This window comes from Nonomuraea harbinensis (genome assembly GCF_019396385.1).
Lineage (GTDB): Bacteria > Actinomycetota > Actinomycetes > Streptosporangiales > Streptosporangiaceae > Nonomuraea > Nonomuraea ferruginea.
In genome coordinates, this window is sequence record NZ_JAHKRN010000016.1 from 57,406 (window position 1) to 70,854 (window position 13,449).

12 protein-coding genes are annotated in these 13,449 nt (G+C 71.4%); 5 read left to right on the forward strand and 7 right to left on the reverse strand.

Features of this window, described 5'->3' with window-relative positions; genetic code table 11:
• Nucleotides 1–292 precede the first annotated feature (292 nt).
• Nucleotides 293–1,303, forward strand: a complete 1,011-nt coding sequence (gene corA, locus KME79_RS18490) for a magnesium/cobalt transporter CorA (protein ID WP_308248968.1) — start codon at nt 293–295, stop codon at nt 1,301–1,303.
• Here corA and KME79_RS18495 read toward each other — a convergent pair whose 3' ends face one another.
• Both KME79_RS18495 and KME79_RS18500 read right to left on the reverse strand, forming a co-directional pair.
• Nucleotides 1,304–2,209, reverse strand: a complete 906-nt coding sequence (locus KME79_RS18495; protein WP_148036226.1) for a glycerophosphodiester phosphodiesterase family protein — start codon at nt 2,207–2,209, stop codon at nt 1,304–1,306. It abuts the gene before it with no gap.
• 55 nt (nt 2,210–2,264) lie between these two features.
• Nucleotides 2,265–2,633 (reverse strand): GNAT family N-acetyltransferase, encoded by a 369-nt coding sequence (locus tag KME79_RS18500; RefSeq protein ID WP_219545488.1) that lies wholly within the window; start codon nt 2,631–2,633, stop codon nt 2,265–2,267.
• A gap of 85 nt (nt 2,634–2,718) precedes the next feature.
• On the opposite strand from KME79_RS18500, the gene KME79_RS18505 reads away from it, so the two are divergent.
• Nucleotides 2,719–3,366, forward strand: a complete 648-nt coding sequence (locus tag KME79_RS18505; protein ID WP_246640048.1) for a GNAT family N-acetyltransferase — start codon at nt 2,719–2,721, stop codon at nt 3,364–3,366.
• A 7-nt stretch (nt 3,367–3,373) separates the two neighbouring features.
• Here the strand turns inward: KME79_RS18505 and KME79_RS18510 are convergent, their stop codons facing one another.
• The 3 genes from KME79_RS18510 to fbaA form a co-directional block, all read right to left on the reverse strand.
• Nucleotides 3,374–4,657 carry an adenylosuccinate synthase gene (locus KME79_RS18510; RefSeq protein ID WP_219545489.1) on the reverse strand — a complete coding sequence of 428 codons (1,284 nt, stop codon included), beginning with the start codon at nt 4,655–4,657 and terminating at the stop codon, nt 3,374–3,376.
• A gap of 98 nt (nt 4,658–4,755) precedes the next feature.
• Entirely contained in the window at nt 4,756–5,166 is a 411-nt protein-coding gene (locus KME79_RS18515; protein WP_148036229.1) for a DUF3151 domain-containing protein, read from the reverse strand.
• Nucleotides 5,167–5,200: 34 nt separating this feature from the next.
• Complete coding sequence (fbaA, locus tag KME79_RS18520; RefSeq protein WP_148036230.1) at nt 5,201–6,223, reverse strand: class II fructose-bisphosphate aldolase; 1,023 nt, start codon at nt 6,221–6,223, stop codon at nt 5,201–5,203.
• Nucleotides 6,224–6,394: 171 nt separating this feature from the next.
• On the opposite strand from fbaA, the gene KME79_RS18525 reads away from it, so the two are divergent.
• Complete coding sequence (locus tag KME79_RS18525) at nt 6,395–6,790, forward strand: hypothetical protein (RefSeq protein WP_148036231.1); 396 nt, start codon at nt 6,395–6,397, stop codon at nt 6,788–6,790.
• Here KME79_RS18525 and pyrE read toward each other — a convergent pair.
• Complete coding sequence (gene pyrE / locus KME79_RS18530; RefSeq protein ID WP_219545490.1) at nt 6,765–7,298, reverse strand: orotate phosphoribosyltransferase; 534 nt, start codon at nt 7,296–7,298, stop codon at nt 6,765–6,767. The genes KME79_RS18525 and pyrE overlap by 26 nt on opposite strands.
• A gap of 109 nt (nt 7,299–7,407) precedes the next feature.
• On the opposite strand from pyrE, the gene KME79_RS18535 reads away from it, so the two are divergent.
• Both KME79_RS18535 and KME79_RS18540 read left to right on the forward strand, forming a co-directional pair.
• A complete protein-coding gene (locus tag KME79_RS18535) occupies nt 7,408–11,421 on the forward strand; it encodes a zf-HC2 domain-containing protein (RefSeq protein ID WP_219545491.1) in 4,014 nt (1,337 codons plus the stop codon).
• 184 nt (nt 11,422–11,605) lie between these two features.
• Complete coding sequence (locus KME79_RS18540) at nt 11,606–12,814, forward strand: NYN domain-containing protein (protein WP_219545567.1); 1,209 nt, start codon at nt 11,606–11,608, stop codon at nt 12,812–12,814.
• 4 nt (nt 12,815–12,818) lie between these two features.
• On the opposite strand, the gene KME79_RS18545 is transcribed toward KME79_RS18540, so the two are convergent.
• The gene (locus KME79_RS18545) at nt 12,819–13,448 is read right to left on the reverse strand and encodes a response regulator (protein ID WP_219545568.1); all 630 of its coding nucleotides are present in this window, start codon (nt 13,446–13,448) and stop codon (nt 12,819–12,821) included.
• Between the last annotated feature and the right edge of the window lies 1 nt (nt 13,449).

Here is a 13,449-nt window from a genome sequence, read left to right on the forward strand (position 1 = left end):
TATGGCTTCTCGTGTGATTGGAGGTGGTCCGGGATGAATCCTGGTGATCCCAGCAGTACGTGCTCGTTCACGTACATCTCGAATACCCCCGACCACTCCAATCCGGCAGCCTGATCGTGCCTCCACGCATTCCCGCTTTTAAGAGGTGATGTCGCATCACGCGCGTGGAGCGTGCCAGGTCGGGCGGAAAGGGACTGCCATGCGCTCGTCCACGCTTTTCCGTCGCATCAACCGTCACCCCGTTCAGCGGCACCAGCCGCGTCAGCGCCTCCAGACCGTGACCGAGGCGTGCGTGCCACCTGTCGACTCCATCGTGGAGTACGCCGCGTACATCGAGGGCGAGAAGACCCGGGCCGCGGGCATCGTCGAGTCATTGGAGCTGGTCCGCCGGCACAACAGGATCACCGAGGGCGCCAAGGCGTTCGTCTGGGTGGGCCTGCACGAGCCGGCGGCGCCGGAGGTCGAGTGGCTGGCCGAGGTCTTCGGGCTGCACCCGCTCGCCGTCGAGGACGCCGTCAAGGCGCACCAGCGCCCCAAGGTCGAGCGCTACGGCGACTCGATGTTCATGGTGCTGAAGACGATCGCGTACCTCGACGGCGCCGAGCCCGCCGGTGAGATCATCGCCACCGGCGAGATCATGATCTTCCTGGGCCCCGACTTCGTGGTCACCGTGCGCCACGGCGAGCACTGCCCGCTGACGGAGGTGCGCGAGCGCATCGAGGACGGTCCCGACCTGCTGGCCCGCGGCCCCGCCGGGGTGCTGCACGCGATCGCCGACCACGTCGTCGACCGCTACCTCCAGGTCGCCGACCTCATGCAGCTGGAGCTGGAGGACGTCGAGGCCACGGTGTTCGCCGACGTCAGCTCCCGCGACATCAACCGGATCTACCAGCTCAAGCGCGAGATGCTCGACCTGAAGCGGGCGGTCACCCCGCTGCAGGCGCCGCTGGCCGCGCTGCCGCAGCGCCGGGTGATCCCCTCCGACATGCGCGAATACTTCCGCGACGTCGGCGACCACCTGGCGCGGGTGTGCGAGCAGGTGGAGTCGTCCAACGAGCTGTGCAGCTCGATCCTGCAGGCCGCGCTGGCCCGCTCGAACGCGCTGGCCAACGAGGACATGCGCAAGATCTCGTCCTGGGTGGCCATCCTTGCGGTGCCGACGATGATCGCCGGGATCTACGGCATGAACTTCGACTTCATGCCCGAGACCCGCCAGGTGTGGGGCTATCCCGCGGTGCTGGCCGTGATGGTCACGGTGTGCGTGCTGCTGCACCGCGGCTTCCGCCGCAACGGCTGGCTCTAGTCAGACGCCGACCGGCTTGAGCGGCCCGACCGGCTCGGGCAGCTCAAGCCCGCGCTCCCGCCACAGCTCGCGCATCCGGTCGGGATAGTCGGTGACGATCCCGGAGACGCCGAGGTCGAGCATGCGGGCGCCGAGCGCGGTGTCGTTGACGGTCCAGACGGCGACGTCCAGCCCCGCCGCGGCGGCCTGGGCCATGAGCCGCTCGTCGACCATCACGTGCTCGGGCGAGAGCGTGGTGGCGCCGGCGGCGCGGGCGGCGGCGGGGACGTCGTCACCGAGCGGGCCGTTCCAGCCGAGGGTGTCGAGCTCGACCAGCGCGAAGCGCCGGACGTCGGGCGCCAGCTCGGCCACCCGGGAGATGATCCGCCAGTCGAAGCTCAGGATCGCGGCGTTGTGCAGCCTGCCGTGCCGGTCGAGCTCGTCGAGCACCAGCTCGGCGAACTCCTCGGGGGCGGCCGACAGCGCGGGCCGCGTCGGGTCGGACTTCAGCTCGATGTGCAGCCGTACGCCCGCCGCCTGGTAGGCGTTGACCAGCCCGAGCACGGCCCCGAGCGTGGGCATGCGGGTCTCGGGCATCGCCACCTGGGTCAGCGCGAACGGGTCCTGCGGATGACGCGGGAAGCGCACCCCCACGTCGAGCGTGCGGAGCTGCGCGAGGGTGAGCGAGTTGATCGGTTTCCCGACGTACGGGAAAGCCGGGTCGTCCGGCGTGACCGGTCGCGTGTCGGCGCTCGTGACGGCGGAGACCGTCAGGTCGTGCGTGAGCACGAGCCGGCGATCGGCGGTGAGCGCGACGTCGAGCTCCAGAGCGTGCACCCCGAGCTCCATCGTCCGGCTCATTCCGGGCAGCGTGTTCTCGGGCCAGAGGCCCCTCGCCCCCCGATGACCATGTATCTCAACGCGCACACCGGGACCCTATCTGGCGCGGGCCGTGTTCAGGCAGTGCCACGCCCGACCGGAGCTACGGCCGGCCGAATTCCCAGGTGTGGACGGCCTGGTCCTCGTCATCGGCCGGTCTGTCGTCCTCGCCGGTGGCCGTCCACAGCCCCTGGCAGCCCCGCTCGCGGGCCAGCCGGGCGAGCGCGGTGACCAGTGACCGGCCGATACCGCGGCCGCGGAAGCGGTCGTCCACGGAGAGCTCGTACAGGAACATCTCGGTGCCCTTGCCGGGGTGCGGCATCTCCACCCCGGTCACCATCCCGGCGGGGAACCCGTCCACGTAGGCGACGAGGAGATGGCAGTCCTCGTCCGCGAACCTCTGGGGAGCCGCGTCGAAGAGGTGACCGGCCTCCTCGACGGCCTCGGACCGGGTGACGCGACGGATGTCCATGGGAGGAGGTTAAGCAGGCGTTACCCCACTGTGCACCCAGTTTTTTGGCAAAAAATACAACAATATTGCAATAAGCTGAGCAACTATGACCAAGGCTCTCGAATCCACCCGGCTCGACACCGTACGGGCCTGGGTGGACGGGTGGACGGTCTCGCGCGGCACCCCGCCGCCCGTGACCGAGCCCTGGGGGCTGCGGGTGGACACCGGCCTGCCCGGCCACGTCGCCCGCCACGTCGTCCCCGACCCGACGCCCGCCCTCATCCAGCGGCTGACGTCCGCGATCACGGTGCCGGGCACCTGGCTGAAACTCTGCGCCCCGGCCGAGCTGATCGCCCCCTGGCTGCCCCCGGGCTGGGCCATCGACCCGCCCGAGTATCTGATGACCGGCACGCTCGCCCGCGAGCACGCGGCGGCGCCGCCCGGCTACACGCTGGCCGTGACCACCCGGGCCGGCGTCACCGTCGCCCGCCTGCTGACCGACGCGGGCGAGATAGCGGCCCGCGGCCAGTTCGCCACGGCCGGCTGGGCCGCCGTGGTGGACCGGGTCGAGACCGCCGAGAACCACCGCCGCCGCGGCCTGGGCGTCGTCGTCATGAAGACGCTCGCCGCCACCGCCGTCTCCCGGGGCGCCACCACAGGTGTCCTGGTGGCCACCCCGGAGGGCAGGAAGCTCTACGAGAGCCTCGGCTGGCGGCTCCGCTCGCCCATGACGGCGGCGGTCTTCACCGGCTGACCGCTGGTCAGACCAGGGAACGGATCACCAGGGTCTGGTCGCGGCCCGGGCCCACGCCGATCGCGGAGATGGGCGCGCCGCTCATCTCCTCCAGCGCGCGCACGTACGCCTGGGCGTTCGGCGGCAGGTCCTCGAACGTCTTGGCGCCGGTGATGTCCTCCTGCCAGCCCGGCAGCTCCTCGTAGATCGGCTTGGCGTGGTGGAACTCCGTCTGCGTCATCGGGATCTCGTCGTGCCGCGTCCCGTCGACGTCGTACGCCACGCACACCGGGATCCGCTCCAGGCCGGAGAGCACGTCCAGCTTGGTGAGGAAGAAGTCGGTGACGCCGTTGATCCGGGTGGCGTAGCGGGCGATCACCGCGTCGAACCAGCCGCAGCGCCGGTTCCTGCCGGTCGTGACGCCGTACTCGCCGCCCGTCCGGCGCAGCCACTCGCCCATCTCGTCCTCCAGCTCCGTCGGGAACGGACCGGAGCCGACACGGGTCGTGTAGGCCTTGAGGATGCCGATCACCTTCGTGAGCCGGTTGGGCGGGATGCCCGCGCCTGCGCAGGCGCCGCCCGAGGTGGGCGAGGAGGAGGTGACGAACGGGTAGGTGCCGTGGTCGATGTCGAGGAGCGTGCCCTGACCGCCCTCCAGCAGCACGAACTTGTCCTCGTCCAGCGCCTTGCTCAGCACCAGCGAGGTGTCGGCGATGTGCGGCTTGAGCCGCTCGGCGTAGCCGAGATACTCCTCGACGACCGCCTCGGCCTCGATGCCGCGCCGGTTGTAGACCTTGGTGAGCACCTGGTTCTTCTCGCCCAGCGCCACCTCGATCTTCTTGGCCAGGATGCCGGGGTCGAGCAGGTCCTGCACCCGCACCCCGACCCGGTAGATCTTGTCGCCGTAGGCCGGGCCGATGCCGCGGCCGGTCGTACCGATCTTGGCCTTGCCCAGGTAACGCTCGGTCACCTTGTCGAGCGCCTTGTGGTGAGGCATGATCAGGTGCGCGTTGGCCGAGATGAGCAGCCGCTCGGCGGAGATGCCCCGCTTGGCCAGGCCGTCGATCTCGCCCAGCAGCACCCCTGGGTCGATCACGACACCGTTGCCGATCACCGGCACCACGTGTGGCGACAGAATGCCCGTGGGCAGCAGGTGCAGCGCGTATTTCTGGTCGCCGATGACCACGGTGTGGCCCGCGTTGTTGCCACCCTGATAACGGACGACGTAGTCGACGTCGCCACCGAGCAGGTCGGTGGCCTTGCCCTTGCCCTCATCGCCCCATTGGGCACCCACGAGAACGGCAGCCGGCATGGTGAAGTCTCCCGAACACAAAACGAAACCCCTGGCGCAAGCGCGACAGGGGCTCTTGCGTGGAGAGACTACCCGAGTGGGGCTTATCGTCCCAAGAGCTACCCCTTGGTCAGCGCGTCATAGCCGCTCTCGCTGCTGTCCTTGAGGAACTGCAGGCACCGTTCGGCCTCGTCCTTCTCGCCGATCGCCTGGGCGGCCCGGCTCAGCGCGTACAGGCAGCGCAGGAAGCCGCGGTTGGGCTCGTGCTCCCACGGGATCGGCCCATGCCCCTTCCACCCGCTGCGGCGCAGATGATCGAGCCCGCGGTGGTAGCCGGTGCGGGCGAAGGCGTAGGAGGTGACGGCGTGGCCCTGGGCGAAGTACTCCTCCGCGAGCGCCGCCCAGGCCGCCGGGTAGGCGGGGAAACGGGCGGCCACGTCGGAGGCCTTGACGCCGGAATCGAGGGCCTCCCTGGCCTCGGGCGTGTCCGGCAACTGCGTCGGGGGCGGCCCGGCGAGAAGGTTATCCATAGGACAAGTCATACCCGCCGGGCCGTCTTCGTGGCTAGGAGAGCTTCGTCCCACTGCTCTTGAGGTGCTCGCACGCCTCGGTGACGCGGGCGGCCATGCCCGTCTCGGCCGACTTGCCCCACGAACGCGGGTCGTACGTCTTCTTCTGGCCGACGTCGCCGTCGACCTTCAGCACGCCGTCGTAGTTGCGGAACATGTGGTCGGCCACCGGCCGGGTGAAGGCGTACTGGGTGTCGGTGTCGACGTTCATCTTGACGACCCCGTACGAGATCGCCTCGTGGATCTCCTCCAGCGCCGAGCCGGAGCCGCCGTGGAAGACCAGGTCGAACGGCTTCTCCTTGCCGAACTTGCCGCCCACCGCCTCCTGGATCTCCTTCAGCACGCTCGGCCGCAGCTTGACGTGGCCCGGCTTGTAGACCCCGTGGACGTTGCCGAACGTGGCGGCGAGCATGTAGCGGCCCTGCTCGCCCAGGCCGACGGCCTCCGCTGTGGCCAGCGCGTCACCGGTCGTGGTGTAGAGCTTCTCGTTCATCTCGCCGACGACGCCGTCCTCCTCGCCGCCGACGACGCCGATCTCCATCTCCATGATGATCCGGGCGCGGGCGCACTTGTCGAGGAGTTCCTTGGCGATCTCCAGGTTCTCCTCCAGCGGCACGGCCGAGCCGTCCCACATGTGGGACTGGAACAGCGGGTCGAGGCCCTTCGACACCCGCTCCAGCGAGATGTCGACGAGCGGGCGCATGAAACCGTCGAGCTTGTTCTTGGGGCAGTGGTCGGTGTGCAGCGCCACCGTGACGGGATACTTCGCGGCCACCACCCGGGCGTACTCGGCGAGCGCCGTCGCGCCGGTCACCATGTCCTTGACCGTCGGACCGGACAGGTATTCGGCGCCACCCGTGGACACCTGGATGATGCCGTCGCTCTCCGCTTCGGCGAAGCCGCGAAGAGCGGCGTTCAGCGTCTGGGAAGAGGTCACGTTGATCGCCGGATAGGCGAACCCGCCTGCCTTCGCTCGATCGAGCATCTCCGCATAGACCTCAGGAGTCGCGATGGGCATGAGTCATCTCCCTAGAAGTAACGGCTTCGCGCTGTTTAGTATCCCGGTCTCGTACCCAAGGTGGTAGGGGCGACCCTCGGTGGGGCCGGCCGTCCACATCCGACAACACATCGGGAAAGCCGTCTTACCATTGGATAGTCTCGGCGCGTGGGACGCCACAGGTCAGATCCGATGGGCCTCGCCCGACTGGCGCTCGCCGTCCTGGCGGCAGCGGCCCTCGTGGTGCTGCTGGTCATCGGCGGGCGGGCGTTGTTCGACTCGCTCGACACAGAGGACGCCGCGCCCGAGCGGACGTCCGCCACGCCCACGGTCACCGCTCCGGTGCCGACCGTGCGCATCGAGTGCGTGGCCGCCACCTGCCCGCTCGTCACCGTACGGGTCCCCGGCGGCGACGTGCTGCAGCACCGAGAGATGACCGAGGGCGAGGAGGTCAGCTACTTCGAGCCCGAGCTGGACGTGGTGATCTCCGACGCCGGCACCGTCCGCGTCACCGAGAACGGCACCCTCCGGCCGCGGGGCGAGCAGGGGGAGCGGGAGGCGTTCACAGTCGGAGGTCCGCCAGAGTGAAGGCGGAACGGTAGTCGAGGCCCTCCTCGGCCATCCTGGCCGCGGCGCCCCGGTCGACGATCGTGGCCACCGCGACCACCTCGGCGCCCTCCTCGCGCAGCGCCTCCACCGCCGTCAGCGGGGACGAGCCGGTCGTCGAGGTGTCCTCGACCACGAGGACCCGGCGGCCCTTCACCTCGGGGCCCTCGATCCGGCGCTGCATCCCGTGGGCCTTCTGCGCCTTGCGCACCACGAACGCGTCCAGCGAACGCCCGCGCGCCGCCGCGACGTGCAGCATGGCCGTCGCCACCGGGTCGGCGCCCAGCGTGAGCCCGCCCACCGCGTCGTAGTCGAGGTCGGCCGTCAGGTCGAGGAGCACGCCGCCGACCAGCGGGGCCGCCGCGGCGTCGAGCGTGATGCGGCGCAGGTCGAGGTAGAAGTCGGCCTCCTGCCCTGAGGAGAGCACCACCCGGCCGTGCACGACGGCCTTCTTCTCGATCTCGGCCAGCAGTCTGTCACGGTCGCTCATGGGTTCAGCTTAGAGCCGGTCCTCGACGGCAAAGAGACGCGCTCGGTTTAGCCATGGGCGTGAGTGCGGAATGACTGCACGGGCAACGGTTCGTAACCGCGAGGTCACCATGAGTGTGGAAACACCGCAGAGCGACGCATACCTGCTGCATGCCGTCAGAGGGGGTGATGCCACCGCGTACGGGCAGCTCTACGAGCGTCACGTGGCCGCCGCACGCGCCCTGGCCGGGCAGCTCGTGTACGGCGAGGCGGAGGTCGAGGACGTCGTCGCCGAGTCGTTCACCAGGGTGCTCGACCACGTGGGCCGTGGCGGCGGGCCGGCGTCGGCCTTCCGCACCTACCTGCTGATCGTGGTCCGGCGCACCGTCCACGACCGCACCCGCGTGACGGGCGAGATCGAGCTGTCCGACACCGCCATGCCCGCCGACCCGGCGTCGGCCCGCCTGGAGGGGTCGCTGATCGCCCAGGCCTACCTGTCGCTGGCGGAGCGGTGGCGGGCGGTGCTGTGGCACACCGAGGTGGAGAACGCCCGGTCCGCCGACGTGGCGCCGCTGCTCGGGCTGTCGGCCAACGGGGTCTCCGCGCTGGCCTACCGGGCTCGTGAGGGGCTGCGGCAGGCGTACCTGCAGCTCTACCTGACGGGGTCGCCGCCGCCCGAGTGCAAGGCGGTGATCGGCAAGCTGGGCGCGTACGTGCGCGGCGGGCTGACCCGGCGCGACTCGCGGTCGGTCGACGAGCACGTGCGCGACTGCCCCAACTGCCACACCGTCCTGCGGGAGCTCACCGACGTCAACCGAGGGCTGCGCACGGTCATCGGGCCCCTGGTGCTGGGCGACGTGGCCGCCGGCTATCTGGAGGCTCTGTCCCGGCCCGCCCCCGCTCCCCGGCGGACGCTGGGCCGGATGCGGCGGACGCACGTCGCGGTGGCGGGCGGGGCGGCCACGGTGATGGCGGTGGCGGCGGCCTTCGCCGTGGTGTCGGGCCAGGACGTGGGAGCCCGCCCCGACGCCCAGCCCCGCTCCGCCGCCGACCAGTACGACCACGTCGGCCCGTACGGCGAGAACCTCTCCCATACGGGTGCGGGCGGTACGGGCGGTTCGGGTTCGGACGGTTCCGGCGGCGACAGGTCAGGCGTGGACGGCCCAGGCTCGGATGGCTCGGGTGGAGACGGATCCGGCCCAGGCGGCTCCGACGCGGACGGCCCTGGTGCGCAAGCGCAGTCCTCCAGCGGTACGGGTCCACAAGGCTCGGAGTCCGCCGGCCCGTCGGACGCGGCCCCTCAGGACACGGGCACGCAGGGCTCGGGGACCCCAGCCGCCGCCTCGCCGTCGGACTCCAAGGCCGCGGGCTTGCACGGCGAGGCAGGCACCGCTGACCGGCCGTCAGCGATGGGCCCGCACGGCCCGTCCCGCGCAGGCGTCCCCTCGGGCCGGCCACCCGCCCTCGTCCCACCCCACGACCACGACGGGAACCACACCGGCTCCCCCGACCATGCCAGCGGGGACCGCACCGGTGCCTCCCCCGGCGAGGCGAGCCGCGACCGTACGGGCCCGCCTGACCGAGAGCACGCGGGTTCCTCGTCCAGCGGGGCCAGCGCGGACCGCGACGGCTCCTCACCCGGCCGACCTGCCCGGGAGCGTGCCGGTTCCTCGTCCGGCAAGCCTGACCGGGATCGCGGTGATTCCTCGTCCGACCGGAGAAGGGAGCGCGGTGGTTTCTCACCCGGTGGGCCTGATCGAGGGCGTGCCGGTTCCTCGTCCGGTGACCCGGGAGAGGACCGCGGTGGTTCCTCGTCACGCATGCCTGACCGGGATCGCGGTGGTTCCTCGTCCCGTGACCCGAGAAGGGATCGTGCCGGCTCCTCGTCACGCACGCCTGATCGGGAGCGTGCCGGCTCCTCGCCTGGTGAGGCCAGAAGGGATCGCGGTGGTTCCTCGTCCGGTCGGGATCGCGATGGCTCCTCGTCCGAGGTGCCGAGGAGGGACCGCGCCCGGTCCTCCTCGGACGAGGCTGGCGGGGAACGCGCCCGCCGTCCGGAGCGTGAGCGGGTGGGGGCGTCCAGTGAGCGCAGGACGGCCCGCCTGCGCGCCTCCGTAGCGGCGATGGGCTCCCTGGTACGGGGCGAGGACGGCATCGTGGCCATGCGCGTCCGGAACATCGGCAATGCGCCGACCCGGGACATCTACGCCGCCATCGAATTGCCCCCGGGCGTCACCCTCGTCCCCCAGACGAGCCCGATCGCGGAAACCCCATGGACCGTCCCGGGAAAGCCCGGCACGGCCCAGTGGGTGGCGGCGGAAAGGCATGCCGCCTCCCGGCTCTCTCAGAGCGCGACAGACACGGACACCGAAGGATGGGACACCTCCGAGGTATCGCCCCGTGATGACGGCACGTTCACCCCAGGAACCGCCATCCCCGTGCATACGCGCGGGGTAGCCGCCGGCCTGGGCGCAGTGGGCTGGGGTGTTCTCCTCCCCGCCGCACTGCACGAACTTCCGCCGGAGACGGCCGGTTCTCCGGCGGGTGGATCCGTGAGGGCGCAGGAGGGCACGGCCGAGGGCGGTGGGGGCGTCGACGTAAGCGCAGGTAGAGGCGGGACTGTTCGCCCACCCGCCGTAATGCGCGGGCGTTCAGCAAGTTCTCTGGCGGATGGATATGCGAGCCAGGCGCAGGAAAGCTCTGCCGTGAATCGTGAGGTCACCAACCTAGGCGGAGGTGTTCTTCTACCTGCTGCCATGCGCTGGCACGAAGGTGAGGCAGCGAGCGGATTCGCGCGTGCGCAGGAGGGCGCCGCGGATCGTGAGGGCACCGACGTGGGCGGAGGCGTCCTACCGCCCGCTGCCCTGCGTGAGCCTTCGCAGAAGGGGGCCGGTTCGCTGGGACGGCTGCGGGGGAGCGCCACCGGGGCTGGGGACCAGGCGGCGGTTCAGTGGGTGGTGGACGAGGCGGAGGCCGAGGACCGGGCGACGGTCCAGTGGGTGGACAAAGCGGAGACCCACGGCCGGGCGGCGGTTCAGTGGGTGGGGGATGTCAGGGAAGGGCGGGCCGGTGGGTGGGCGTGCCGGGCCGTCAGAGGTGGGGCGCGGTGTGCCAGGGCGCCGTTGGCGGCGGGGAAGGCCGCGTCGGTGTTCCTGCGGGTGCGGGTGGCGCGGGACGCTCCGGAGGGGGAGGGGCCCAGGCTGAGGGTGGAGGCGGGCGCGCTCAGGTTGAGCGCGCGGGCGCCGGTGGGGGTTCGGGAAGGGGGAGCGCCGGCCAGGTTCGCCGCCGACGGGAAGGTGACGGTCAGGGCGGTGGGGAACGGGTTGCTGACGTGCCCGGACAAGCGTCAGGGGTGCGCGGAGCGGCCCAAGGGTGAGCACCGCGATGGCGACCTGGAGCCGCTCGACCTCGACAGGTCCCGGAAAACGAAAGCTTCCAGCGCCGCCCGGCTCGACCTGCCCCAGGGTGGCCGGATCCTCTGGGCGGGGCTCTATTGGTCGGCCACCGCCGAGGGCGCCGGGCCGATCAAGCTGAAGCCGCCCGGCAGGGGCCGCTACGTGACCGTGCGGCCCAGCCGGGTCGCCTGGCAGAAACTGACCCACGGCCCCGCCTACCAGGCGTACGCCGACGTCACAGGGCTGGCGGCGAGCGCAGCCAAGAACGGCGAGTGGTGGGCGGCGGACCCGCCGATGGGCACGCGGGGTCACGCCGGCTGGAGCCTCGTGGTCGTCACCACCGACCCGGCCGCCCCGTACGGCAACGCGGTCGTCCTCGACGACACCCGGATCGTCGGCGGCGACAGCCCGGCGCTGCGGCTGCCGCTCGGCGGACTGGAGCCCGCCGGCGCCCCCGCCCGGGTGGAACTGGTCGCCTGGGCAGGCGACGCCGGCCTGCGCGGCGACCGGCTATCGCCGGGCAACGGCCGGGTCAGGCCGGAGCGCGGTGACCGCGATGAGGGCGACGGCCGGGTCACGCCGGAGGCCCGCGACCGTGACGCGGGCAACGCCTCGGTCGGCACGACGTTCGGTGTCGATATCGATACGGTGAGCCACGTCCTGGGGCGCCGTCCCAACTTGACGATCATGGGGAAGGAGGGCGTGGTGCTGTTCGGGGTCGTTGCGGTGAGCGTTCGTGCGCGACCGTGACGGTGACCAGGACAAACTGGTACGGTTCGCCTAACGGGTCTGGCTTAACGCCGGTCGAGGGGCGAATCGTCGGGATTCACCCTCGCGCGATCACCCGCTTTCATTACCCTGGGACAGGGCCGCCGAGTCCGGCTCTGACGGTGCAGAGCCAGCACGTCGGACCACCACGAAAGGGGCGGTGTCAGTGGATCGCTGCGCGCTGTTCGTCGACGCCGGCTATCTGCTGGCGGACGGCGCGATGGCCGTGCATGGCACCCGCCATCGCGAGTCGGTGTCGTGGGACTATCCCGGGCTGTTGCAGCTCATGTCCAGCCTGTCCCGCGAGCGCACCGGCCTGCCGCTGCTGCGCTGTTACTGGTACGAGGCCACGATCGAGGGGCGCCGCACCTCCGAGCACGACGTGCTGGCCGACATCCCCGGTCTCAAGCTCCGCCTGTCCCGCATCAGGCCCGGCCGCCGTGAGGGCGTCGACGCGCAGGTCCACCGCGACCTGATGACGCTGGCGCGCAACAACGCCATCTGCGACGCGGTCGTGGTGAGCGGCGACGAGGACCTCACCCAGGTCGTCTGCGACGCGCAGGACCTCGGCGTCCGGCTGACCGTGGTCCACATCGCCGCCGACGGGAGCTGGGCCGCCTCGCGCTCCCTGCGCCAGGAGTGCGACGACCTCATCGAGCTGGGCGCCGGTCATCTGCGGCCGTACGTGACGCTGGTGACCGGGTCGTCGGAGGCCGTCAACGGTCACCAGCCGATGAGCAACGGCCACGGCTCACACTCGCTGCCCGCCGCGCCCGCGCCGTCGTCGCTGCCCCCGGCCTCCTCGACCGGCTCGCTGCCGCCGGCCCCGGCCAGCACCGGCAGCCACGCCGCCCCGCACTCCTCCGCGAGCCAGCCCCAGCCGACGAGTCCCCCGCCCAGCCGGGCCCAGTCGCAGCCTCCGTCGCTGCCCTCGTACACCTTCCCCGCCGACCCGCCCGTGCCGCAGCAGCCGGCCGCGCCGGCGACCGGGCAACTGCCGCAGCAGTCGCCGACCACCGGGCAGTTCTCCTCGCCGTCGAGCGCGGGCACCTATCAGCAGCTCGGCCCCTACACCGGGCCGCAGCCGGCGCCGGTGACCCAGCAGCCGGCCTCGTCCTCCTCGGGAGCCACGACGCTGGCCGACGCGGTCAAGGCGGCCCACCGCGAGGGCCACGACTTCGGCGAGTCCGTGGCCCGCGACGCGCCCGCCCTCTGGCTGGAGGCGGTGCTGGCGCGCAAGCCCCGGATGCCGTCCGACCTGGAGGCCAGGCTGCTGCAGGGGTCGTCGCTGCCGATCGACTTCCTGCTGCACGACGAGGTCCGTCACGCCCTGCGCAGGGGGTTCTGGGACGCGCTGGAGCGCGCCCGCAGCTGACCGGTCAGGTCAGGGCGTCGAAGCCGGCGCGCAGCCGGGTGACGCGGTCCGTGAGGTCGGTGAGGGGGGCCCGCAGCGCGGAGGCGCCGGACTGCTGGGCGAGCTCACGCACGCGGGACAGCTCCTCCTCGACCGCCAGCAGGCGGCGGGACAGCTCCGGCAGGACCGACGCCTGGTCGCCGGCTCCCGGCGGCAGCTCGTGGCCGAGCCGCTCGCGCAGCAGCGCCGCCTGCTCGGCCAGGCGCTTGTTCATGTTGTAGAGCTCGGCGAACACCGACACCTTGGCCCGCAGCACCCACGGGTCGAAGGGCTTGGTGAGGTAGTCGACGGCGCCCGCCGCATAGCCGCGGAAGGCGTAGTCGGGGGCGCTGTCGACGACCGTCAGGAAGATGATCGGGATGTTTCTGGTGCGCTCGCGGCGCTTGATGTGGGCGGCCGTCTCGAAGCCGTCCATGCCGGGCATCCGCACGTCCAGCAGGATCAGCGCGAACTCGGTGTTGAGCAGCGCCTTCAGCGCCTCCTCACCCGACCTGGCGCGCACCGGCACCAGGTCGAGCGAGCTGAGGATCGCCTCCAGCGCGATGAGGTTCTCCTCCCGGTCGTCGACCAGCAGGATCTTGGCCCGGTCTGGCATC